General features: G+C 62.3%; 19 protein-coding genes. 15 read left to right on the plus strand and 4 right to left on the minus strand.

Going from position 1 to position 24,131, the window contains the following annotated elements:
• Window positions 1–27: 27 nt before the first annotated feature.
• Genes OK345_RS08560 through OK345_RS08570 form a run of 3 tightly spaced genes read left to right on the plus strand, consistent with a single transcriptional unit; the run spans window position 28 to window position 2,817 of the window.
• Window positions 28–1,920 (plus strand): integrase family protein, encoded by a 1,893-nt coding sequence (locus OK345_RS08560; RefSeq protein ID WP_265127514.1) that lies wholly within the window; start codon window positions 28–30, stop codon window positions 1,918–1,920.
• A complete protein-coding gene (locus OK345_RS08565; protein ID WP_265127515.1) occupies window positions 1,850–2,341 on the plus strand; it encodes a hypothetical protein in 492 nt (163 codons plus the stop codon). Before OK345_RS08560 ends, OK345_RS08565 begins: the two co-directional genes overlap by 71 nt.
• Complete coding sequence (locus OK345_RS08570) at window positions 2,338–2,817, plus strand: hypothetical protein (RefSeq protein WP_265127516.1); 480 nt, start codon at window positions 2,338–2,340, stop codon at window positions 2,815–2,817. Before OK345_RS08565 ends, OK345_RS08570 begins: the two co-directional genes overlap by 4 nt.
• Window positions 2,818–2,833: 16 nt before the next feature.
• On the opposite strand, the gene OK345_RS08575 is transcribed toward OK345_RS08570, so the two are convergent.
• On the minus strand, window positions 2,834–3,130 hold the full coding sequence (locus OK345_RS08575) for a hypothetical protein (protein ID WP_265127517.1): 297 nt from the start codon (window positions 3,128–3,130) through the stop codon (window positions 2,834–2,836).
• On the minus strand, window positions 3,127–3,609 hold the full coding sequence (locus tag OK345_RS08580; protein WP_265127518.1) for a hypothetical protein: 483 nt from the start codon (window positions 3,607–3,609) through the stop codon (window positions 3,127–3,129). Before OK345_RS08580 ends, OK345_RS08575 begins: the two co-directional genes overlap by 4 nt.
• 918 nt (window positions 3,610–4,527) lie before the next feature.
• On the opposite strand from OK345_RS08580, the gene OK345_RS08585 reads away from it, so the two are divergent.
• The 4 genes from OK345_RS08585 (at window position 4,528) to OK345_RS08600 (ending at window position 10,589) form a co-directional block, all read left to right on the plus strand.
• Window positions 4,528–4,908 carry a hypothetical protein gene (locus OK345_RS08585; RefSeq protein ID WP_265127519.1) on the plus strand — a complete coding sequence of 127 codons (381 nt, stop codon included), beginning with the start codon at window positions 4,528–4,530 and terminating at the stop codon, window positions 4,906–4,908.
• A 14-nt stretch (window positions 4,909–4,922) separates the two neighbouring features.
• Complete coding sequence (gene mobF / locus OK345_RS08590) at window positions 4,923–8,540, plus strand: MobF family relaxase (RefSeq protein ID WP_265127520.1); 3,618 nt, start codon at window positions 4,923–4,925, stop codon at window positions 8,538–8,540.
• A 101-nt stretch (window positions 8,541–8,641) separates the two neighbouring features.
• On the plus strand, window positions 8,642–8,911 hold the full coding sequence (locus OK345_RS08595) for a hypothetical protein (protein WP_265127521.1): 270 nt from the start codon (window positions 8,642–8,644) through the stop codon (window positions 8,909–8,911).
• 523 nt (window positions 8,912–9,434) lie between these two features.
• A complete protein-coding gene (locus OK345_RS08600) occupies window positions 9,435–10,589 on the plus strand; it encodes an AlbA family DNA-binding domain-containing protein (protein WP_265127522.1) in 1,155 nt (384 codons plus the stop codon).
• A 7-nt stretch (window positions 10,590–10,596) separates the two neighbouring features.
• Here the strand turns inward: OK345_RS08600 and OK345_RS08605 are convergent, their stop codons facing one another.
• The gene (locus OK345_RS08605; RefSeq protein ID WP_265127523.1) at window positions 10,597–10,917 is read right to left on the minus strand and encodes a helix-turn-helix domain-containing protein; all 321 of its coding nucleotides are present in this window, start codon (window positions 10,915–10,917) and stop codon (window positions 10,597–10,599) included.
• A gap of 215 nt (window positions 10,918–11,132) precedes the next feature.
• On the opposite strand from OK345_RS08605, the gene OK345_RS08610 reads away from it, so the two are divergent.
• A complete protein-coding gene (locus OK345_RS08610; RefSeq protein ID WP_265127524.1) occupies window positions 11,133–11,786 on the plus strand; it encodes a hypothetical protein in 654 nt (217 codons plus the stop codon).
• Window positions 11,787–11,830: 44 nt separating this feature from the next.
• On the opposite strand, the gene OK345_RS08615 is transcribed toward OK345_RS08610, so the two are convergent.
• A complete protein-coding gene (locus OK345_RS08615) occupies window positions 11,831–13,681 on the minus strand; it encodes a type II secretion system protein (RefSeq protein ID WP_265127525.1) in 1,851 nt (616 codons plus the stop codon).
• 796 nt (window positions 13,682–14,477) lie between these two features.
• On the opposite strand from OK345_RS08615, the gene OK345_RS08620 reads away from it, so the two are divergent.
• The 7 genes from OK345_RS08620 (at window position 14,478) to OK345_RS08650 (ending at window position 24,051) form a co-directional block, all read left to right on the plus strand.
• A complete protein-coding gene (locus OK345_RS08620; protein WP_265127526.1) occupies window positions 14,478–16,433 on the plus strand; it encodes a site-specific DNA-methyltransferase in 1,956 nt (651 codons plus the stop codon).
• Complete coding sequence (locus tag OK345_RS08625; RefSeq protein ID WP_265127527.1) at window positions 16,430–19,114, plus strand: DEAD/DEAH box helicase; 2,685 nt, start codon at window positions 16,430–16,432, stop codon at window positions 19,112–19,114. The genes OK345_RS08620 and OK345_RS08625 overlap by 4 nt, the downstream gene beginning before the upstream one ends.
• Window positions 19,115–19,141: 27 nt before the next feature.
• Window positions 19,142–20,740 (plus strand): ATP-dependent nuclease, encoded by a 1,599-nt coding sequence (locus OK345_RS08630; protein ID WP_265127528.1) that lies wholly within the window; start codon window positions 19,142–19,144, stop codon window positions 20,738–20,740.
• Window positions 20,724–21,806, plus strand: coding sequence for a UvrD-helicase domain-containing protein (locus OK345_RS08635; RefSeq protein ID WP_265127529.1), 1,083 nt, complete (start codon window positions 20,724–20,726; stop codon window positions 21,804–21,806). Before OK345_RS08630 ends, OK345_RS08635 begins: the two co-directional genes overlap by 17 nt.
• A 72-nt stretch (window positions 21,807–21,878) precedes the next feature.
• On the plus strand, window positions 21,879–22,148 hold the full coding sequence (locus tag OK345_RS08640) for a helix-turn-helix domain-containing protein (RefSeq protein WP_265127530.1): 270 nt from the start codon (window positions 21,879–21,881) through the stop codon (window positions 22,146–22,148).
• Between the two features lie 705 nt (window positions 22,149–22,853).
• On the plus strand, window positions 22,854–23,099 hold the full coding sequence (locus tag OK345_RS08645) for a hypothetical protein (RefSeq protein WP_265127531.1): 246 nt from the start codon (window positions 22,854–22,856) through the stop codon (window positions 23,097–23,099).
• The gene (locus OK345_RS08650; protein ID WP_265127532.1) at window positions 23,089–24,051 is read left to right on the plus strand and encodes a hypothetical protein; all 963 of its coding nucleotides are present in this window, start codon (window positions 23,089–23,091) and stop codon (window positions 24,049–24,051) included. The genes OK345_RS08645 and OK345_RS08650 overlap by 11 nt, the downstream gene beginning before the upstream one ends.
• Window positions 24,052–24,131: the final 80 nt, after the last annotated feature.

Here is a 24,131-nt window from a genome sequence, read left to right on the forward strand (position 1 = left end):
GTTTAGCCACGCCAAGAGACGCGGACCATGGCAAAAGTCGCCTTGAAGAAGTATCGCCTGACTCAGGCTCAACTGCGCTCCCTGACGATCGCAAAGTGGCCCGAGCTGGACCAGCAGGGGAACGTGGTGATCGTATCCAACCCTACGGGCAAGCCGTATCGGTTTGTCGACGGTACGCCCGGCGCGCCCGTAGGCTTTGGCTTTTATGTCGGTCCCATGGGGGCCTTCTATGAACTGCGTATCCAGCACAACGGCGTGCGCCGCCGGCTAGCTCTGGGGTCAGTCCAAGAGCTTACCTTGGCCCGCGCTCATGAGCTGGCTGGGGCGCAACGTCACCACATCCGGCATACGGGTGAGGATCCGCGAGAGCGTGTACGCACGGAAGCCGCCCGGCAGAAGGCGCGGGGCAAGACGGTGGGTGAGGCCTTGGAGGACTACATCGCGCACTTGGAAGACCGGCTGGCACGTGGCCGGGCCAAGGCGGGGGGCGTGGAAGGCGTCAAGGACGCGCTGGCCCGGTTGCAGCGCCCGGAGGTCAACCTGGCCGACAAGGCCATCGCCGCACTGACCGCTAAGGATCTTCTGGCGGCATGGAATGGGCTGCGACACACGTGCATGCTTCAGTCCAACCGGCTGTCGCCCGGCACCAAAGCGTTCCTGACCAAGCAGGGCGAGTGGTGGAACTTGAAGCTGGAAGACCTGGTGCGGCTGGGGCTGACAGGCAAGACGTTGGCCCGTGCCCACGCGGCCGGACTGTCTGCCACGGAGCAGACCATGGGCAATGCGTCACGCGCGGTGGCCAGGGCAATCAAGGCTGAGCGCGTGGCTGCTGCCAATGCGGGGCGGCAGCCGGCCTTGGTCCACAACCCGTTTGAAGCGTTGGCCGACGACGAACGCTATCGTTCTTCTAAGGAACTGGCCAAGCACTACTCCGCCGCCAAAGTCCGGAACCCATTGGGCACGGACGATAGCGCCACCGGCAGTCAGACGTTGCCCACGGTCCTCAAGGCTTTGGTGGGCAGGCGCGATATGCAAAGCGGCCACAACGCCGTGGGCGTGGACTATGTGCTGCTGACCCTGCTGTGGGGCACCCGCCGGAGCGAAGCCGCCAAGCTGCGGCGCTATGAAAGCTGTTCGCCCGATGAGTTGGACCTGCGACTTGCGTCGTGGGCGTGGCTGGCGCCCAGGCCTAACGCCAAGAACCCGACGACCGGCCTGCGTGGCTCGCAGGTGTTCCTCCACGACACCAAGAACGGCCAGTTCCAGTTGCTTCCGGTGGCCTACTTCGCCGAGCGCATTCTGCGGTGGCGGTTCGACGACAGCGTTATGAAGGAGCGCGCACTGACCAAGGCCTTGGCCCAGGCGCAGCGGGAGAAGGACGCCAAGAAGATCGCGCACATCCAATGGCAGCTCAAGAACCTGGCGCGATGGGTGTTCCCGGCACGGAACCCCAAGTCGAAGGAGGGCCACCACACCGACAGCAAAGCGATCTTGCATAACGTGCGCCTGGACGCGGGGCTGCTCGATCCGGAGCGCGGCATCGACATCGGGCTGACCCCTCACGACCTGCGCCGGACGCTGGGGCGGTTCGCCGGCAAGTTGCTTCCTGGCCATGTGGTCAGCCAGTTGCTCAACCACCATACCGACCGGGACGACACGGGGAAGATGGCCAAGGTCACTGAGCGGTACAGCGAGCAGGAGTGGCCGGCCCTCCAGGAAGCCATGGCCAAGGTAGAGGAGGCGATCATTTCCACCAGTCCCCGTGTCTGGAATATCCTCAAGGGCCCGGACAAGCAGATGCTCGACGAGCACCGCGATCCTCCATTGAAGTTGCCCTCCAGGCGAGCCCTTGGCTATCGAAGCAAAGCGCACACCGCAGGAAGCCAGAGCCGCGCTAGCCAAGCGCCGGGCGGCGGCTGACGCTCGCGCCAAGGCTGCCATTGAGGCCCTGCGCGCGGCGGGTGACCTGCGTCGGCACCAAGCAGCCGCCGATGCCTTGGAAGGGCTACTGACTCGAGCTACCGGTCTGCGCTTCGGAACGCTGGCCGACCTGCTCGCGCCGCAGCCCTGGACGTTCGACGCGGACGGCGCAGTGCTGGGTCACCTGCTTACCGTGGATGAGGAGGTGTTCCTGGCAGCGATTGCCGACGGCCGGCTGGACGGTCTCCCCTTGGGTGAGGCGTTCGGTTTGCCGTGGGCCAACCTGGAAGAGCGGGCGGCGTGGACGCGGGTGTATGCCGACGCTTTGCGCGCGATGGCTGACGAGGCTGAGGGGCAGTTGGAGGCGCAGCGCAGGCGGGAGGCGCTGCAACAGATAGCCAAGGGGAGAACGGGGGCGTGAAGACCCTGATCGCGGCCGCCATCCTGGCCAGTTTGGTGACAGCCTGCGGTGGGAGTGGCGGCGGTAGGTATGCCGACTATGACGACAGCCGGAACTACCACGAAGACGACACTGATGCGCGTACCGAGGCAGCAGAGGAAGCCCGGCAGGCGGTCTACAGCGAACGAGGTGCAGACAGCGACGGCGCCGGTGCGGACACAAGTAGCGTAGACGCCTACGACGTTGAGGACTCAGGGAACTACATCTGCACCCAGGATTGCTCAGGCCACGAGGCTGGCTTCGAGTGGGCACAGGAGAACGACATTACCGACGAGTCGGACTGTGGCGGAAACTCGATGTCCTTCATCGAGGGGTGCGAGGCTTTCGCACTGGAGCGCCAGGAGCGGGCCGACCTGATGGCCCAAGAAGAAGCAGAGGCTGCAGCCGAAGAGGCGTACGACAGCTACGAGGATAGCGAGGACAGCGGTCGGTACTGAGTGTTGTCCTGGGGGCTCAGAACCCGATGTCCATGCCACGGCTCCGCTTCCTGGCTTGCTCGATTGCCTCAGCCTCTGCGGCTAGTTCCAGCTCGTGCTCCAGTACGCGCGCCGCCTCCGGCACCCTGGCCATCCACTCGGGACCAACGCGCTCGACGGCCTCGGCCATCGTGTAGTCCATCTTGGCCAGCCACTCGGGTTTGTTGAGCACCAGGGCGGCCGTCAACTTCTCACCCGTGGATAGCACTCCGAAGTGGCCATCACGGGCGGCGCGCGACTTGTCCAGGATCTGCTCGAGGACGAAGTCGGTCATTGGCCCTTGCCGCCGTTCGGGAACTTGCGCTTGAGTGCTGCCCGGAAAATGTCGCGGGCCTCGGCGATGGTGACCCCGTATTCGTCTGCGATAGCCAACAGCTGGTCGGCAAACTTACGGCGGCCGGCCTCGATCCGTTCGGCCAGCGCCTTCTTTTCCTGGCTGATCTTCCTCAGAGCTTCCTGGCGGTTGTACGCGTTCCACTCTTCCTGAAGCGCTTCGATTTCCGCGAGCGAGCGACCATCCTCGATGGCTTCTTCGACGGTGCGCCTTGGCTTGGTCAACTTGCGACGACCTTTGCTGGGCTCGTCGGGAGTGCCGGTCAGACTGTCGATGCCTTCCTCGGTTCCTGTCAGGTCGTCCCTCGATGAAGTGCCAAGCGCATTGACGGCCTTATGAGTCTCCGTGGCCTCAGTTGCTGTGGGCTTGGAAGCACCGAAGGCCTGTTGCTTGATCTGGGTTGTGTCGATGTCGGTCATGGCGTCACCTGTTGTCAAAAGGGATGCCAGCAGCATGTGAGAAAGCTGAAAACGCGCAAGACCAACGCCGACGGCGGCAGCCGAGGCGCCAGAGTGCAGCCGCGGCAGCGGCCAGAAGCAACCGGCCGCCGTTAGGCGGCCAAAGTCTTGGGGCGGCGACGCGACATTTGTCGCGGCCGCCAACAAGCCGCCCGAGCATAGCGAGGGCGGCTTCGATTTTGCGGAAGCAGCGGCAGCGGGCGGTCGGCCAACCTGTCAGGCGGCTGGTGGACTGTCTTGATCTTTGGGCAGTGCTGGCGGGTCGACCAGGACGCAGCGGGAAAGGAAGCGCGACAGATCGCCGACCAACCGGGCGCGGTCTGCGTCGGCCGGGGCGAAGTGGGGCGGAAGGCGCGAGACGATGTCGTCGGCGAACTTGGCAGCGTCGGCAGGCGGAATTGGCGTGCGGTTAGGCATGGCGCAGATGGCTTTGGTCGTTGGAATGAGTCTGCGGCGGGAGGCGCGTTTGGCAAGTCAGCAGGCCAGCGTCTGATGAGTCGTTGTGGCGGCTGGCTGAGAACAGGGAGCGCTAGAAGGCAACGCTGGACAGATGGGAAAGGTGGGCGCAGCGTGTTGTCGCGGGATAACGACGAGTGGGGGCGAGGCTGGGCTGGCTGGGCAGGGGGGCGCAGCTTGGCTGGCGGCGACGCCAGACGATGGGGCTGTCTGGCGTCGGAACGGCCGACGATGAAGCCGTCGACCGCAAAAGCCAATGACTAGGTCATTGCTGACAAGCAGCAATACACGAATGCACCTCCGGTGTTTCGTGTGGCCTGCGGCCGGCTTGAAAATCAAAGACTTACCCCCGTAACACCCCCGCTATTGCGCTTTTCAAAACCCACCGCAAACTGGAATGGGAGCATTCCCGCCCCAGTCTCAATGAGCACCCTGATCCAGTTCCGCGTCAGCGGCGAAGACGAAAAAGCCATCCTTGACGCAGCCCGCCATGCGGGCATGCGACCGGCCGACTACGTCCGCCATGCCGCCAAGCTTTCGGCCCACCGTCCCGACACCGCGCTGGACCGGATCGAGCGGCGCCTTGCAGAACTGGAAAGCAAGCTAGCCACTCCCGCCGCGCCAAGCCCAGTCACGACCCATGGCCCAGCCACCTTGGTCAAAGGCTTGGAGGCGACCGACCTGATCTTGGAGCTGCGGCGTGAACAGATCGCCGGCATCAACGCCATCCTGCGCCTGCTGGACGGCGAGCCACTGCCCGACATTCCACACCGCCGGACGACGGCCGGCCTGAGCGAACACTGATAGGTGGCTGACCCATGGCCGTCTTGAAGTCGACCCGCCTACGATTGAAAACCAGCGGCAGCGTCGACGCCGTCCGCGAGTACCTGCGCACCACGCGTGAGTACTACGCCCAAGCGGGCGAGAGCGCCAACGGCAGGCCCATCCTGCCCGACGCGGAATGGTGGGACAGCACTGCGGCCGACCGGTTGGGCTTGAACGATCGAGGGCGCGATCAAGACGAGGACTTCGCCAAGTTGCTGGCTGGGTACCACCCCCGCACGGGGGAGCCCTTGGTCCAGAACGCGGGCGAGGCCGGCCGCTGTATGGGTCTGGACCTGACGTTCTCGCCTCGCAAGGAGTACACGCTGGCGCTCATTGCTGCCACGCCTGAGCAGCGCGAGCAGATGACCCAGGCCTTCCACCTGGCGCGCGACAAGGCGCTGGGGCTGATCTCCAAGGGCGTGAACACCCGAGCCGGGAAGGGCGGAAAGCGCCACGTGGCCATCGACGGCTTGGTGATCCGGGCGGTGGATCACATCGATAGCCGAAGCGGTGACCCCCAATGGCATTGCCACGCTGTGGTGGCCAACGTCGCCTTGGACGCTGATGGCGAGTGGCGGTCGGTCGATTTCAGTGACCTCATGCAACAGACCGGCAGCCTCCAGGAGGCCGCCCAGGAGGTGTTCGCCCGCGAGCTGGCCGAAGGGTTCCAACGACTGGGCTTCGGCATTGAGCGGACCCGGATCCTGGACGAAGACGAGCGCGACACGGGCAAGGTAGCCAACAAGATCGCCGGCATTGAGCAGTCCACCTGCGACGCGTTCTCGTCTCGGCGCGCTGAGATCAAGGAAGCGATCCAGGCCGCGGCCGAGAAGGGCAAGACCCTGACCGGGGGAGAGGCGGCCATGAAGACCAGGGCCGCCAAGCACCTGAGCGCCAGCGAGGTGCTGGTGGCTGCGCGCAGCCGTCTGGAAGAGCTGGCGGCGCTCACGCCCGGCCACTTCGTCCGGGCGGGCGACCTGCTGGGGCGGGAGTCGACGGAGCTGGAAAAACAAAAGAGCGCCCGCCAGTGGTTCGACGAGTTGCATGCCACCGATAGCCACTGGAACCGCTCGGCCCTGATCGCCAAGCTGGCCCGCGAGCTTCCGTTGGGCACGGGCCTGGACATCCCGGAAGAGGCCGACCGGTTGCTGGCAGAGTGGGAGGCTAACGGCACGATCATCCGCTTGAAGGACGACCCCAAGCGGAAGCAGGCACGTTGGTGTTCGCGCGACCAGTGGTTCCTCGAGGTGGGCGTGTTGCCCGCGGCTAGGGCGCGGGTGGAAGATCCGGGGCTGCGTCTGAGTCGGTCGGCTGCCAGGACGGCGATCACCATGCACGAGGCGGCTATGTCCGAGCGCTTCGGCAAGGAGGTTCACCTGACCGACGAGCAAAAGGCCAGCGTGTATCACGTGCTATGCGAGACGGGTGGCCTTGCCTGCATCATCGGCCAGGCCGGCACCGGCAAGTCCGCCAGCGCTGGTGCCTACATCCGTGCATTCGAGCTGGCGGGGCGACGAGTCATCGGCACGTCCACCAGCCAGGCGGCCACCGACAATCTCAAGAAAGAGGCCGGGATCGAGGGCTACAACTGCGCCGAGCTACTCCATGCCCTGGACAGCGGGAAGCTCACACTGGGTCTGGACGATGTCATCGTGTTGGACGAAGCAGGCATGGTGGGCGCCAAGACGTTCCGCCGGATCCAGGAGCACGTGGACAAGGCGGGTGGCAAGCTGGTGGCCGTGGGCGACCCCAAGCAGCTGGAAGCCATTGAGGCGGGCGGTCCGTTCGCTGAGCTGTGCGAGAAGTTCGGAGCCGCGGAGATCACCCAGATCCAGCGGCAGCGGAACCCCGAGGAGCGGGCGCTGGCCGAGTCGTTTTACGACGACAAGAAGACAGGTCAGGACATCGTGGACGAGATGCTGGCCAAAGGTTTCCTCCGGCAAGAGAAGCGACAGGTCAAAGCGCTGGCGGACGCCTACCTGGCCGACGAGCGGGGCGTCCAGGACAAACTGATCGTCGTACACACGCACAAGGACGCCGCGGCCGTGGACCACTACGTCCGCCGCGGCTTGAAGGCCAATGGCGTGCTCCACGAACGGGCTGTCGAAACACTGACCCTGGGGTCGGGCGAGTACGAGCGACAGCTGGAGGTGTGCCTGGGCGAGCGTATTAGGTTTCAGAAGAACGACCGCAAGGACAAGGACGGCAAGCGCCGGTGGAACAACAACGACATCGGGACGGTCATCGGGTTCAAGCGAGCAACGAGCAAGCGCGGGCTTGTCTTGAAGATCAAGATGGACGACGACGGCCGGGTGGTGGAGGTCGACACGGCCAAGTTCCAGCGCTTCGGCTACGCCTACGCGCGTACCGCCCACAGTGCCCAAGGCTTGGGTGCGGAGAGCGTGTACTGGCTGGCTCGGGGCGGGATGATCGACCGCAACGCCGGCCTGGTGGCCATGACGCGCACCAAGAGCAACTTCCACGCTTTTGCCTCTCCCGAAGAGGTGGCCAAGCTGGCCGGTGCCCTGGATGAGTGGGGTAAGAAGGAGACAGTCAAGGAGCTGGCCCGGCGGCGGAACGCGCCGGAGGTAGCGGCCACCTTGCAGCAGCCATTGCCGACCGCGCTGGGCGAGAAGGAACACCCGCTGGCCAGCGGCGTGCAGCAGGTCAAGGCGGCCGAGACGATCAAGAGCCTTGATCATGCCCAGGAGGTTCAGCGCGCCGGTCGCGAGTTCGATCAGGCCATGACCATATGGCACGAGCGCTGCATGGAAGAGGGTGCGGTGGTGTTGGGCCGGCTGGAGGCCTTGAAGGCACCAGACGGCGATATCCAACGTTACAAGGACATGTGCGGAGGCGATGACCCCTACATCGAGGCGTCGTTGAAGAATAAGTACGACAAGGCCATGCGCGAGCTCAAGCAGCTTGAAGAGCGAAAGGCCGTACTGACGCGTGCGTCCCCAAAACATCTGGACAAGCACGGCCGAGAGCTCATGGCTTGGTTGGATGGCTTCTACATCGGCGGAAGCGAGGCGGCCCGGCGCGATAAGGATCTGCGGAACGCTCCCACGCGGCTACCCACGCTACGGGAGCGGGCGGTGTACCGTCGGCTGGCTGTTCTAGAACGCAGCCAGATCAGTCTGGACGACATCGGCACGCCCTTGGAGTACGCCCATCCTGCGCCAGAGCCCGCCCAGCCCGAGCCGACGACGGCACCTGTCGGCGACGCCGGCTGGAAGAAGGCCCAGCAGATCATGGTCGACCAGGAGGTGTTCTTCACCCGCTTGGCCGAACGACAGCGGCGCAAGATCGAGCGCGATCGCCAGCAGCGTGCGCGGATCGAGAAGGCCGGCGATGACCTGGCCAAGCAGACGGTAGTGTTGGGCGCTGGCACCACAGTGTCGCCGGACAAGATCGACTGGGAGACCTCCCACTTCCCGGATCGGGATAAGCACACCCCGATCGACCCTGGATCCATGGCCCAGCCTTCCCCGACAGGGCGAAACCCTGCGCCGGTGCCCAGGAAGCGGCCGGGCATGTTGCCGACACAGCCTCGGTTACTGACGGCGCCGGAGCCGCCCAAGCCGCCGGGGTGGGAAATCCCGATGTGACGCCTCTACCTGGCATACCCCGCCCCGCCCGGACATCTGGTGGCGGCAGCTGGCTCTGGGTATCGTTGCTAGCAACGTCATACATCCGCAAGGAGGGGGCTGTGCCGCGTAAGCCAACCATTTCGTACAACACCGGCCTCGGAGCTGACGGAAAGCCGAAGGCGATTACCGCCGAGTACTTTCTGGCCACGAATCAGGACGTGATGCGGTTCTATTGCTTCGATGAGCCTGCGGAACAGGGCAGTGAAGGGAAGTGGGAACTTATCGACTATTTGGATCGCACCCGTCTACTCAGTGCCGGTGACAAGGCAACGGCCAAGACCTGGGCTAAACGCCTAGGACTCAAGTCTTGGACCTATGTCCGCGTCTGATCTCTTAGGCGGGCTGCCCGAGCCGCAGCACGGGCCGACCTATCTGGCGAAGCGCTTCGCAGTCCTGACGGGGCGGCACGCCTGCTACAAGTGCGGTCGAACAACGAAGGTCAGTGCCATTGGACTTGCTGGGTACGACGAGCGGGACAATGAAAGTGATGTGTCCATCCCCGTCGATGGCGCTTTGTTGCTGACCCAGGTTACGGCCCTAAACAAGGGGGCTGCTGGCCCGTTGGCAGTTCATGCGCCCTGGCTGCGACTGGGGCACTCCCGCACGGCTGACGCTTCCTATCTGGCCAACCACTGCGAGTACTGCGGCGCTCTCATCGGATCGTGGTTCATCAGTAAGCCAGGTGAAGCATTCTTCCCGCTATCAGGCGAGGAGGCTGCGCAGCTGACAATTTCGTGGGTAGAGCAATCCATCCAGTTGGAGGACTTGGGCGGGGCTCAGGCGTCTTGGATTGATCGGCTTCTGGGTTGCGAACGACCATCCACGGATCGGCGGCGGAAGAGGGGCTAGTTGGTGCTGACGGACGAACTGCTGGAACAGCTGCGCTACAAGGGCGAAGGATCTGACCTCGATTACAAGGCCGAACGGCCGGCCTTCATCAAGGCCGGTGATGACGACAAGTCGGAGCTGCTCAAGGACATCCTTGCCATGTCCAACGCTCATCGAGATGGTACGGCTTACATCCTCTTCGGCTTCAAGGAGAACGTGCCGCACCCCGCAGAGGTGGTGGGGCTTCCCGCCGAGGGTGCCATCGACGACTCCAGGCTCCAACAGTTCGTCAACGAGAAGCTGGAAGCAAAGCTTCACTTCCGCTATGAGGAGCGATTGTTCGATGGCAAGCACGTGGCGGTGCTGAGCATTCCCAAGCAGCCGCGGCCGTTCTACCTTGCCAAGCCCTACGGCAAGCTCGCCAAGGAGACGGTCTACGTCCGAAGGGGGAGCGCTACCGGGATCGCCAGCTTGCGCGAGGTGGCCATGATGGGGGCGGCCAATGCCGAGAGGCCTATCCCTAAGCTGGAATTGCTTCTGCTGGACCAGGAGGGCCGGCCGCTGGCGAGCCAGCTGGATCGTGTCTTCTATCATTTCCCTGGCGACATTCCCGACTACGAGTCAGATCCGGGACCCCTATATCAGATCCGATACGACAATCACGACTTCTACCGGGATGGAGCGGAATACAGGTCCGCGATGGGGCGCTTTGTTGGCGTCAGCCTGATCTTGGCCAATCGATCCGACTTCTCCTTGAGCAACGCGAAGTTGGAGGTCAGGGTTGAGGCCCCCGATGGCGCGATAATCGAGATGATGCGGTTCGACGATCTTCCAGATGAGCCAGAGATCTCGGGGATCAGGTCCTATATCGGTCGCTCTGTGGTGGAGCGGCTGCAGGAGCGCGTACACATCGAGGGTCGTGGTGGACAGCCAGTTGGCCATGTCCTGCTGGGGACGATACGGCCTGGAGAAGAGGCGCGCTGCGAGCAGGACCTCGCCCTGCTGCCATCAATGCCTGGAACCTACGAGCTCTGCGTCCGGATCCTAGCCAGCGAGGTGGGCTCGCCGATTGAGTGGCGCCACACGTTGGCTATTGATGGCCCCGTCGAGGTGCTGGACCTCGACGGGCTTCAAGCGCTGCTCTTTCAAGACATCATAGACAAGCTCAACGAGGGCTGACATCTGATCAGTTGATGGCGGCTTTGATGGCCTCAAGGGCGGTGAGCTGCCTCCCCTCGGGCATTCTGGACAGCAAGAGGATCGCCTCAGCGATGGTGTCGGTTTCCGCATGGAACCATGCTTGAGGAAGGCGCAGGGCCTTGGCCAGCGCGTCGGCCGTGGGGCCATCGGGCATGTGCTGGCCATTCTCGTAGCGGCTGATCCGAACTGCGGCCGTGGCCGGGTCCACATCCAGACAGCGGCCTAGTTCGGCCTGGGTCCAGCCTGCGGCCTTGCGTGCCTTCCGGAGCCGCTGGCCGTAGGACTTCTGGGCGGTGGAGGGGGGCATGGCTAACTCCAGGATTACTGCAGGCGAGGTAGGGCTCGACTATAGCGCCTAACTTACTATAATCGTAAGTATAGCCTCGCACCAAGGATCCGTCCATGTCGTCAAGTCCCGCCACCCATCGCTTGCGCCGCTGGTTTGTCCTCGCCAGTACAGCACTCCTGGTCGGTGCTGTCCTTGGCAACTTTGCCGCCCGTAGCCTCTAGCCGGAGTACACCATGACCACCCCTCGTACCAATCGGATGGCGCGCTGGGCGCTCTCCTTGGCCCTCTTTTTCGCAGGCTGTGCAATTACGTTTATCGTATGTCGCGAGCTTATCCGGGAGGCCGCGGACAGTGGTCTCGAGCGCCGCAAGGAGGTGATCGCTGATGATCGTCAACGCATCCGAATCCCGGGCATCGGCGTGGTGGAGTACCAGCGGCTGTTCGAGGCAGTGAGCGAGCCTGGCGAAACCATGGACGAGTTCGCGGCGCGGATCGGCCCCCGGCTGCGGGAGTTCAGCGACCAGACCGGGTTCGAGGCATGTGGCGTGATTGCAACGGATGGCCAGCGCTTTGGTGTAGTGATCGGGTCTAATCGCTCACACGTGGCGTGCGCCAACTTCACGTCGAAGGTGCCAGTGGGAATGCAGGCGACGGAAGAGACGATTCACAGTCACGGCCGTAATCGCAGCTTCAACGCCAATCGAAACGATGTCGCCCTGCAAGGCCAGTTCTTCCACGGTCAAGTTGGCCTGAGGGGTGTAGCAGGGCAGAACGTTCGGGAGTTCTCCGCTATGGATTACGAAGGGGGGCCTGGCTACCTGGCTACGCCGAACGGTGTCATTCACCAGCGAGGGCAGGGCACGACCCGGACGGTGTCTGGGCCCTAATTTCTTCGCTTCGCCACGCATCTAAAGGTGCGGTGGCGCTTAGCTTAGATCGCCTCGCAGAACATCCGGCGCGGCTCAGAGTGCCAGCTGTTTCGCACCATGTGGTAGCAAGACGAGCCGGTCGGGAACGGAGTGATCTCGGCTCGGCATTGCCGGGATGTATTGCCGGCCCTGGCGGTCTCGCAGGCAGCAAGGTTCGGGAAGGAGCCAAACGAATTGACAAAGCCCACGCCGTCGAAGTAGCTGCCGGAGCAGTAGCATCCTGGTAAAGGCGGCAGCACATTACATGTGTTGGAAACGGTGGCCCACTCGCTGACGCCCGCCCATGCACTCCACGCACTCCAAGGCGTCCAGGACACGGGACCGGTTGCGGTCGGGCACGATGCCGTGCGGGTTTGCGTGCGGACTTCAGAACGCGATTGAGTGATGGCGCCAGACTGACCGGCCGGGCACGACAGCGTTTGAGTTGCTGTACGCGTTTCGGTGTTGGTCTGCGTGCTTGGCGATGGCACCACGCAGTTGGCCACGCAATCGCCATTGTCCACGAACACCCCAGAGGTGCCATCCCACACCCAGCCGGTGTTGGTCGGCGAGCCGGTGGGGCTCGGGCACGTCCACGTGCGGCGCTCGCCCGTGGTCCAGTTGCTGCCTGTGCCGGTCATACCTGCCGGGCAGGCCCCCTTATACGGAGCCGGCCGCCATTCCGGGGCCGGCGCCACGCACGTGGCCGTGCCGCGGCAGGTGTTGCGGATGGTTTCCCAAGGTGTCCAGTCAGGTGTGGCGGTTGGTGAAGAGCAAGACGATGAGCGAACCTGGATGATCGGGGGTAGAGACGGGCTGGTCTGACCTGGCGGGCAGGATAGCTGTCGCTCCTCTGTGGTAGGCGTGCAGGTGGCGCCTGGAACGGGTGATTGACAGGTGGTGGAGGTTGTCGTCCACGGGGTGTACGTCCCCGCACAACTGTCCAGTGTGCGCTGTTGAATGATGTGCCCCGTCTGGCCGGCTGGGCAGGCCTCCACCCGAGTGAACGTTTCAGTCGAGCAGCTGTCGGCCACGACAGGCGGCGTGACAGTGGGAGGTGGGGAGACCGCTGCGGCGCAAGTGTTGTCGGTGGTCGTCCAGGCGGTGTAGACCAACGCGTTGCCAGGGCCCGTGCAGGTGCCGTCGCGTTCCTGCGTGATTGAGCCGATCTGCCCAGCTGGACATGCGACTTGCTGAGTCTCGTGAACCGGTTTGCAGCGGGGGGCTGGCACCGGCGTTGCGGCTGTGGTGGCAGCAATAGCACGAGCCGGCGCGAAGTACAGGAACACACTAGGCGCACGAGAGCCAGAACAGGTTTCAGCAATCTGCTCGGGGCTGGCTGTCAGCTTGCCCCGGGAGGCCAAGGCGGTTGCCCCTGAGTCGTCCAGGCCATTGCGGGCGACACTCACCTGGTGGGCGATTGAGTAGGTGGCCGTCACAAGGCGGGAGCACTCGTTGGCAGTCAGGCCTTGGTAGGCCAGGCGATAGCCGCTGTTGGGCACAGCAGGCCCGGTCCCGGTATCCACGCTCCACGCCGCTAGGTTGAGCTCGCCGGAGCCCAGGGCCGTCGTGAGGGTGGCGGTGCCGCCGGCATCCTTGCCCAGGTTCAGGCCAGCGCGCGCCGCGCCGCGGGTGCTCAGGTACTCGGCACCGTTGGTGCCCAGAGCCGCGAAGTTCGGTTGAAGCGCGAACATCGAGTCGACCGTCTTGACGATGTCCTCGACCTGGCGTTGTTCCTTTTCCACCGCAGCCGTGACGGAGGTCTTCTTGGCGAACACAAACAATCCTGCAGTGGCCGCGGCAACGATGGCGCAGACCAGGATGATCTCGATGAGAGTGATGCCGCGCTGATCGCGCGTAGACGTAATGAGCATGGGCGACAGTTCCGGATGTACCTCTCTCCAAGGTATGGAAAGGTTCGGATCTGTCGAATCACGCAGGGTTACTCAGCACGAGGCGGTTCGCACAAAAAAGAAGCGGCGGGCCCATGCTCAGGAGCCGCCGCCTCTGTCGGCGAGAATTAGCACATTCCTAATCCGACGGGGCCAGGCTAGCAGAGGGCCGACGGGGCGCAAGAGGGGGATTATTTCAAGCGCCGGCTCATCGACTGAATGATGTCGTCTTCGGTATCAATGGGGACGAGCGAGCCAATGGACGATCGAAGGGAGTCCAGGACCTGGTCTGTGTCACGGTCGCTGACGAAGAACTCCAAGGACAGCGAAGCACTGAACCTGTTGATGTCCATGACGCCAGGGAGAGGCGAGGATGGGGCACCGAACCGACAATGCAGCGGGATGGCGATACCGGCAAAAACACCTTCTCGATCTCGGCCCCATCTGTGAATGAGGATGTCACGAGGCGCGGTCTCCCATCGGTGAACATCGCAAATGGTCCGCAGTCCCCGAGAATGAAAAACTCTCCGGGTGACGCAATAAGGCAGGTAAATTCCATCTTGCTTGCCAGCTGGTTGGCTCGCGCTGGCATTGCCGGATCCTTGGCCAGTGCTTTCAGAAAGGCGCCGTGCGCAACGCTGCTGGCTTCATCGCGGAGCTTGGACATCACTCTGGGCAGGTAGGGCAGAGGGCGTGGAACCGAGCGATGGCCCTGTGTGACAATCACGAACGAACCTGCGCCCCGCCCAAGGTGCCCTGAAGTAGCCAGATCGAACTCATGACCCAACCCGAAAAGCCGACAGACCTTCTTGCCCGTCTTGGCCAGCTAGGCGCTCCCGAACTGCGGCGACTGCTTGTGGAGCACCTCACTAAGCGCAAGCTGGGTCTGACTTGGGAGCGCAACGCCATCGAGCACGATGAAGCGTTGAACGCCGACATCGTTCTGCCTCGGCTCGTACCAGAGCTCAGCCACAAGCCAACGAATGCGGGCGAGAAGTTCGTACACCGCAACCTGATCATCGAGGGTGACAACTTCGATGCACTGCGCCTGCTGAAAGCTACACACGCGGGCCGCGTCCGGGTGATCTACATCGATCCGCCATACAACACCGGCAATAAGGACTGGGTCTACAACGATCGCTACGTCGGAAAGGCTGACCGGTGGCGGCACTCCCAGTGGTTGGAGTTCCTGTATCGACGCCTGTTGCTTGCGCGGGAGCTTCTGGCACCCGACGGCGTCATTCTGGTGTCAATCAATGACGAAAATCGATCCCGGCTTGAGCTGCTGATGGATGAGGTCTTCCCTGGGCGGAGGCTTGGAAGTCTGGTTTGGCGGACGAAAGATACCGGCAACGACCTGTCTCAACGGTTCAGTCATGTCCACGAACATGTGCTGGTCTATGCCAATCCAGGGTTCGCATTCAATGGCCGGCCTACGGACAGGAAGAAGTTCCGCAATCCAGACGATGACGAGCGCGGAGAATGGTCGCCTCAGCCGCTTACGGCGAATAAGACGTTCCTCGAGCGTCCGAATACGTACTACCCGATTCAAAACCCTGATACGGGCTACTGGTATCCCTGTGATCCGGATAGCACTTGGCGTTTTGCTTCGGAGAAGGAGATCCGGAGGCGGCTCGACAACGACGAGGAAGCAGTTGCCGCGGCCCTTGATGGACTGCGCAGTGACACCATCGAGCAGCTCATCGAGAAGAAGCTGATCTACTTCCCCCCGTGCAATCCTGAGGATGTCATGCAGTTCGACACCCGGGATGATCTGCTGGCAGCTATCCAGGAAGGGAGGGGGCCTGCCCTACCCAAGAAGAAGACGCCGCTACTGCGAGAAGAGCTTCCAGACCTGGACTTCTGGATCGGAAAGCCGATTGCCGCGGGGCGTCCCTCACGCAAGGAGCACTGGACCGCGCGCCCTGAGGAAGAGCGCCTGGCGCCATTGAGTAGTTGGATCGCGGGCATCAATGAGGAGGTTGCCGATGATGACGAGTACATCGAGGCTGTCATAACTATGCGTAGCACCCGTGGTGGCGTCGCTACAGAGGAAGTGAAGTCGGTCCTCGGCGGTAAGGCCTTCCCCTATCCGAAGCCGTTGAGCCTGCTGAAGGGGTTGCTGGAACAGGCGACGCGCCCGGACGATACGGTGCTGGATTTTTTTGCTGGCTCCGGGACTACTGCGCATGCGCTACTTCAACTGAATGCCGAAGATGGAGGGCAGCGGCGCTACATTCTGTGCTCAAGCACGGAGGCAACCGACAAAGAGCCGAACAAGAACGTTTGCCGCGACGTGTGCGCTGCTCGCATGCGTCGAGTCATCACTGGCTACAACGGAAGTGCTGGGTTCACCGTGGAGCAAGGTGGGGAGTTCGCCTATCTGACGCTCAACAAGCTGGCAGCAGCGGACCTTCCGTTCGAGGCCAAGGCAAGCAATGCCGCGGCGCTACTGAGCCTGCGACTGGCTCACGCAGTGTGGGAGTTCAACGAAGGACTCGTTCAGCACATTGCCAGAGCCGATGACTACGACATTCTTCTGTGTGCCGAGGTCACAGCAGCTGCCGTGGAGGAGTTGGCCGCGTGGCCCAGGGCGCATGGCGTGCAACGTCTATCCGTGTATTGCGATAGGCCGATTGCGTTGCAGGAGGCGCTGGACGCGCACGGCATCGATGCTAGCTGCTATAGCCTTGTTGAGGCACTTCTGAGTGGCCAGGTCGGAGGTCGCGCATGAACATGGACTTCGTCGCTGCGCAGACGTCCAGTCATGAACCCATTGGCTTCCAGAAGGACATCATCAACAACCTGTCGACCGCCCTGCTAAGCCATCCATCGCCCCCCGTCTTGCTGCGCTCCCCCACCGGCTCAGGAAAGACCTTCATGCTGGTGCGGGCCCTGTCCAAGGTGTCGGCGGCTCAGGACACCGTGTGGCTATGGTTCGTGCCCTATGTGAACCTGGTCCAGCAGACTGAGGACGCCATCCTGGGCAATGCGGACGGGCAGCTGTTCCCCGTCATGCTTTCCCGCGGGCGCAACCAGGAGCCCAGCAAGGGCATGGTCCTGCTGTCCACGGCGGCGGGCGTGGCTAGTGCCAAGGATCGCAAGACGGGCTACTCCAGTGGAGCGGACGACGATCAGCGGGCGCTGAACGAGTTCGTTGAGCTGGCGCGTGCCCGCAAGCTCAAAATCGGCTTGGTCGTGGACGAGGCCCACATTGGCCTGAAGACCGGAACGGAGTTTGGCGCGTTCGCGCTGTGGGTCAATCCCGACTACATGGTGATGGCGTCGGCCACGCCTAAGGACGCGGTCCTGGACCAGTTCTTGGCCCAGTCCGGCAAGCAAGCTCGCACGTCGTTCGTCGTGAGTCGGGCCCAGGCGGTCGAAGCCCGCTTGAACAAGAAGTACATCGAGGCGGTGAAGTACGACCTACAGCGGTCCATCTCCACCGTTGCCGACCTCAAACGGACCGTACTGCGGCAGGCCTGGAAGAAGCACCTGTGGTTGAAGAAGATCCTCAAGGCAGAGGGGATCGACCTGACGCCGCTCCTGCTGGTCCAGGTCGCCAACGGCGACAAGACCGTGGACGAAGCCCGGGAGGATCTGATCCGCCTGTGTCGGGTGCCCATGGGGGCCATTGGCGTTCATTCGTCCGACGAGCCCGATCCGGTTCTGATGGCGGCCATTGCCAATGACCACAGCAAAGAAGTCCTGATCTTCAAGCAGTCGGCGGGCACGGGATTCGATGCTCCGCGGGCGTTCGTTCTGGCATCGACGAAGCTGGTCAACGACGCGGACTTCGCCATGCAGTTCATCGGGCGCGTCATGCGTGTGGCACCCCAGGTGCGGGACGCCTTCCCCAAGCCACAGGAAATCCCCGACTCTCTGGATACGGCTTTCATCTACTTGGCCGATGGAGAGGCCCAGGCGGGCTTCCAGTCGGCAGTGAACACGGTCGGTGCGGTCAAGAGCCAGCTGGAAGGCCAGACCGAACAGATGATCGTCAAGCAGACCAAGAGCGGCGCGACGGTCATCACCAACAAGACCTCGCCCCAGCTGCCGGCGTTCTACGACGGAACAAAGCCGCCGCCGACCAGAACCATTGAGGAACCGGACGAAGAAGAAGACGAGGCGCTGCCGAGTACCGGTACCGATCAACCTGGCCTGTTCGGGAAGGACACGAGTGCCGACACGGGCACCACGATCATGGAGACGGACTGGGTGGTGGATACCACACCCAAGCCGGCTGGCGTTCCTGCGGACGAGAACGAAATCCTGGAACGGCTCAAGGAGCAGGGGCTCAAGGCTTACAGGCTCAACTTGAAGCTGCCAGGAGCGCCCACGGTGTTCCAGCAGGAGAGTAGGCCGGCGATGGCCGACATGGCCAAGGTGTCGGCACATGTAGCCATGAACCTGCCATTGACCGAGGACAAGGTCGCTTTCGCAGTACGCGCCGCCTACAACCTGCTGCGCGACAAGGAGATCCACACCGAACTAACCAAGGACGAGGACAACGTCCGAACGGAAGAAGTCACGGTCATCACGGACCGGGGCTCGTTGGCGCGGGATGCGGCTGCCCTCCTGAAGAAGATCCCGCAGGTGGAAGACGCCGACGTCAAGATCATCATCGGGACGCTGGCTGGGCGGCTGAGGGAGGATGTAGCAGTGCCTCCTTCTGATTCAAGTTCATCCGTACTGGACGACAAGCAGCTGGATCGATTGGCGCGAGACGCTGCCTGCTGGGTGGTCCGCCGAGACGCCCAACGGATCGGTGAGATGGTCCAGGATGCCATTGCGGAGTTTGCGACCATCGGTAGTGCATCGCCGCTGCCCCAGTTCCTGCTTTACCCGTTGAGCAAGGCGCTCGATCAGGCGCAGAAGAACCTCTACGGCGTTGTCCCGCCGCTGGATGGCACGACTACGAGTGCCCGTGACAGCCTGGACATCGAAGGCCAGACGACCATGCTCAAGGAGACCTTGGCCCACTCAGGCGGGACGATCTCGGTTTTCGGGATCGATGGGTCGGCGGGCGTCAACCAGGAGGAACGGGAGTTCATCCAGTCGATGGAGCGCGATGACCACGTCGTCTGGTGGCACCGCAACCCGTCGCGCAAGCCATGGTCCGTCCGGGTCGTGCGCAGTGAGCACAGGAACTATTTCTACCCAGACTTCATCGTCTGCCTGCAGTACCCCTTGGGGGAGTCGCCGGAGGTCCGGATGGTGGAGACAAAGGAAAGCACCAAGGACGCTAGCCGCAAGGCGCAGCGCACGCCCAAGATCTACGGCAAGGTGCTGTTCGTCACTCGGGAAGACACGCGCCTGCGCATCGTCAATGATGACGGTAGCCTAGGAGACGAGTTCGACTGGGTCGATCTTACGCCGGCATGGAAGTGGATGGCGGCGCGGAGGAGTAGCTAGGATCTCGCAGATCGGATGGGGGGAGTCGTGATTCGTAAGGTCGTCATCCGGAACTACCGCAAGTTCCGCAATCTCGACGTCGAGATGCTGCCGGGCACTAACGTCCTCGTCGGCAGCAACGACAGCGGGAAATCCACGCTGATAGAAGCGATCAACCTTGCGTTGACTGGGAGAGTCGGCGGCAGGGCGTTCGCTCAGGAACTGTCGCCTTACTACGTCAACCTGAATGCCACGAAGGAGTACGTCCAGGCGCTTCAGTCCAATCCAAAGGCAGCCCCGCCGACCGTCATCGTCGAGGTGTACCTGGAAGATGGCGGCGAGGCTGAGATACTGCGTGGAACAAACAACCTGCTAGGCGAGGATGCGTGCGGGGTACGTATCCAAGCCAAGCTTTCGCCTGAGTTCGCGGAAGAATACGCCAATTTTGTCACCGACCCAGACAGCATCAGGCTCGTCCCCATCGAATACTATCGGGTGGACTGGCTTGGTTTCTCTGGTAACGCCGTGACTGCACGGAGCGTTCCAGCGACGGCTTCTGTCGTCGATCCGGCGTCCGTTCGACTCCAGTCCGGCGTCGACTATCACATGCAGCAGATCATCCGGACGCACTTGGACCCCAAGGAGCGGGTCGAGCTGTCGCGACAGTACCGGTGCCTGCGCGAAGCTTTCAGCGATCAGGAGGCGGTGAAGGCGATCAACGAGAAGCTGAAAGGTGACAGCGAATCGCTGACGCAGCGGGCGCTGAGTCTGGCTATTGACATATCCCAGCGCTACACCTGGGAGAGCGGGCTGGTCGCCCACCTCGACGATCTTCCGTTTCAGTTCGTCAGCAAGGGAGAGCAGAGCGCGCTAAAGACGGTTCTGGCGGTGGGCAGGAAGGCCGATAGCGCGCAGGTCGTGCTGATCGAGGAGCCGGAAGCACACCTTTCGTTCGCTCACCTGCGGGCGCTGATGAAGCGCATCGAGGCCCAGTGCGAAGGAAAGCAGGTGATCGTCGCCACGCACAGCAACTTCGTGTTGAACAAGTTGGGATTGAAAAACATGATCCTGCTTGGGGAGGACGGAGCGCATACACGCCTCACCGATGTGCCCGACGCCACGGTCGAGTATTTCAAAAAATTGGCCGGGTTCGATACGCTCAGGCTGGTGCTCGCAAAGGGTGCGATCTTGGTTGAGGGGCCATCCGACGAGCTGATCGTGCAGCGCGGCTATCTGGATGCCAAGGGTAAACTGCCGATAGACGACGGGATCGACGTTATCAGCGTCGGCCTGTCGCACAAGCGCTTTCTTGACGTTGCGGTCAGGCTCAAGCGCCGGGTCTGGGCGGTGACCGACAACGATGGCAAGACATCCGACCAGATCAAGGAGCGTTTCGCCGAGTACGCTGGATACGATTTCGTGTCGGTGCACACCGGAAACGATCCGGAACAGCGGACATTGGAGCCCCAGATCGTGGCGGCCAACGAACTGACCACCTTGAACGCGGCACTCGGGAAGTCCTATGCCTCAAAGGAAGAGGCTGTGGCGGCGATGATCGCAGACAAGACCGGCGCTGCCCTGGCGATCTTCGAGTCTGACACCGTAATCAAGATGCCGGAGTACCTGGCCGATGTCATCGGCGCCTAGTAGCACGGCGATCTTGGCCGCCGCCGGTTCGCGTAAGACGGAATACATCGTCGATTCGGCGCTGGCGGTGACCGACGGCCGAGTACTGATCACGACCTACACCAACGAGAACCAGCGGCAGATAGTCCGGCGCATCGAGCAGAAGGCCGGCATCATGCCGCCGCACATCTCCGTCGTCGGGTGGTACTCGTTCCTGATAGCGCACTGCGTCAAGCCCTACCAGCGGGCAAGGGTCGGTGAGCCCCTGCTGATCAATGGGTTGAACTTCAAGGGGAGCAGAAGCAGGTTTGCAAGGAAATCGGAGAGCCGGTACTTCCTGGACGGCAACAACGATCTGTACCGCGACGGCGTCTCGGACTTCGTCGTCACACTCAACGGCGACACGAACGGCGCAGTAGTTCGCAGGCTCGAGAACATATATACGCACATCCTTGTTGACGAAGTCCAGGATCTAGTTGGCTACGATCTCGATGTGCTGGATATGTTGCTGGCATCGAGGGTCAGGCTGACGCTGGTCGGTGACCCAAGGCAGCACACGCTGTCAACTAATAACGGCCCGAGAAACAAGAAGTATCGCGGACCGGGGATCAAGGACTGGTTTGCGGAGCGGGCTGGTACCTGTGAGCTGCAGACGCGGGATGTCAGCTACCGATGCAATCAGGCGATCTGCGACTTTGCGGACGCCATCTACCCGAACATGCCCAGGACGAGATCGTCGGATGTCGGCGAGACGGGACACGACGGCATATTCTACTTGGCGCCCACGCGGGTGGCCGAATACTTGGACGAGTACCGTGGTGTGACCGTGCTGAGGGACAGCAAGAGAGCCGACACTCTTGGACTGGCCGCGATGAACATCGGCGTTTCCAAGGGAAGTACGTTCGACAGGGTCATGATTTTCCCGACCCAACCCATGGTCGAGTACCTCAAGAAGCGAGATCCGACGAAACTGAAAGCGCCGGAACGGCTCTACGTGGCGGTGACCCGTGCAAGGTTCAGTGTCGCGTTCGTCGTCGGTGACTTGGCAGATCTGGGAGTGAAAACTGTGGCCGGTAGCGGGTGGTGATCTGGGCCGAACACCGGCGGTGGAGCACTGGTTAGGTCTCCTGAACGCTGAGTCCACATGATGTCCGCTCGCATGCTCCAGCTGCTGTTGACTCAGTATCCCGGACATGTCGCCTTGGGCGTGGAACAGGCGGCCATAGTGCTGGGGCTGAGCGCACAGACCATCCGTGCCTGGATGCGGGAGGGGCGTCTGCCCGGGGCGCGAAAGGTCGGGGGCAAGTGGATGGTGCCGCTGCCAGAACTGGCCGAAGTTCTTGAGCCGACGGTCCGGGCGCCCGCGCTTCCCACGCGGCCGCGCATGTTGGGGAGCGGCAAGGGGCGGCGCGCGATCGTCATGAACTAGGGTGCCGGCACGGGTGGGCCGCCTGGCGGCGGCCGGACAACTGGGGAAGAGCAAGGGCCCTGGCGGCGCTGGCGCGCCGCTGCTCCGCGCCGGGGTGGGTAGGGGCAGGTTGACTCCTGGGCGGGCGCTGACGGGCTGTTGAGAGCGATCTGGGGTCAAGGCCGAAGGCGGGCCGCCGGCAGGCGGCCATGGTCCTGGCCACCGGCCAGTGGTCCGCTCCCGAAGGGAGCGTAGGGATGGGGAAGGTTTCCCATGGATGCGGTGATATCCACCCACAGAACGAGGCCGGCAGGGGCGCAGCCCCTCGGCGCTGTTGCTGTCGCTTTTGCTGTTGCGCTTCCTCCCGATCAAAGATCGACGCGCGCGGCAGCGCGCCCTTTGAACCTTTAGAGCTTTAAAAACCTTAAAACCTTGCATGCGCGCGGGCAGCTTCAATATCTGGCGAAAAGTTCAGCGAAAACAGTAAGATACGGTGGTATATGCTATCTGGTTGGGCGCGGTGATAACCCCCTATGCGCGCGGTGATAACCCCCTACGCCGACGCCTCCTGCCGCGGTGATAACCCCCTACGCGCGCGGTGATAACCCCCTATGGCGCGGTGATAACCCCCTATGCCGAGAACGACGTATCTGACCAGGGTGGGTGGTCTTGACGGCTTTCATTTTTCTGCTTGCATGCAGTCGACAACATCTACGGACGATATGCATGAGTTTGCTTGCCAACACAGCCCCGCTTCTTGACGGCGAAAAGTTGACAGTCAATCGCGTGGTACGCCTCACCAAGTCCCAGGAGAAGCGCCTGGTGGCGGCGGCCAAGAAAAGCGGTGTGAGGGTCAGTGCCTACATGCGAGCGGTACTGGATCATTCAACCAGGGAGGGTTGGGAGATTGAACGCACCGTCTCGGTGAGTGAGCGTGTGGTTGGGGTCAAGAGGGACTCCTATGAGCGGTAAGACGGATGCCGAAGCGCAAACATTGACACCAGCCGAAGTGGAAACGCCTGAAGCTCCAAGTCCAGCTCTGGCGCGTCTTCCCCTATCCATTGCGCGCAGTGATCTGTTCTCTGTGGCGCAACGGGGTGAGTACAAAACAAATGTCGTTCTCAATACCGCCAAGAGAGGAGTGAACGCAGTTATTGTTTACCGCGGGCCGCACTTGAATATGGAGCATTTCAGGGCGTGGCAAGCCATCATGTTTATCGCGGAAAGAAACAACGCCTTAGGAGGGCAGCCGTTCTGCGCCAGCGCGGCAGAAATCCTGCGGTATATGGGGAAGAACCCTGAGGACAAGGCTCAGAAAAAGCTCCTTTGGTCGTTGATGCTTGACCTGAAGGGCACAGCTATTGAAATCCAATCAAACGGTATTTCCTGGGTTGACAGCCTGCTTGGACCATTCAGAAAGAATCAAAGAACAAAGCAGCTGATCATCCGTCTCGGCAATAATATCGATACCGAATTGGTGGATCGTGAAGTGCTAAGGAACGATGTGAATAGGGTGGGTGAACTTGGTCGCTACTACCTAGCGATCTGGTTGCATGGGTTTATTTCCAGCCAAAGCAGCCGTCCCGACAAGAAGCCAACGAAGCATATTTTTGAGGTCGATGAGCTACGACGCATGTGTGGGACGAGGGTCAAAGAGCGGCGGCATTTTGTGCAGGAGCTGGAAAAAGCACTGAACAGGCTCAAGGAGACGGACAGGAAGTTGGTTGTGGAGTGGGGTTGGTGCGGAGATGACACCAAGAAGGTATGGGTGAAGAAAACACACACATTAGTCAAGATGCTGACTGAAAGTCCTGAGGCAGCGAAGGTTCGGGAGCACGCCGAGAAGGCAAAAGCGGGCCTGCCGCACAAAAAGCGCTTCCGCCCCCAGAATGAAATCAACGCGCCTCGCGGGTTGGTGATGTGATGGACATCGAATACATGAAAATCCCCGCAGAGGTCCCTTTCCCGAGCTGGGTGATCAACTCCGGCGTGTTCAGGGGAGGG

Source organism: Xanthomonas chitinilytica, from assembly GCF_026107455.2.
Lineage (GTDB): Bacteria > Pseudomonadota > Gammaproteobacteria > Xanthomonadales > Xanthomonadaceae > Stenotrophomonas > Stenotrophomonas chitinilytica.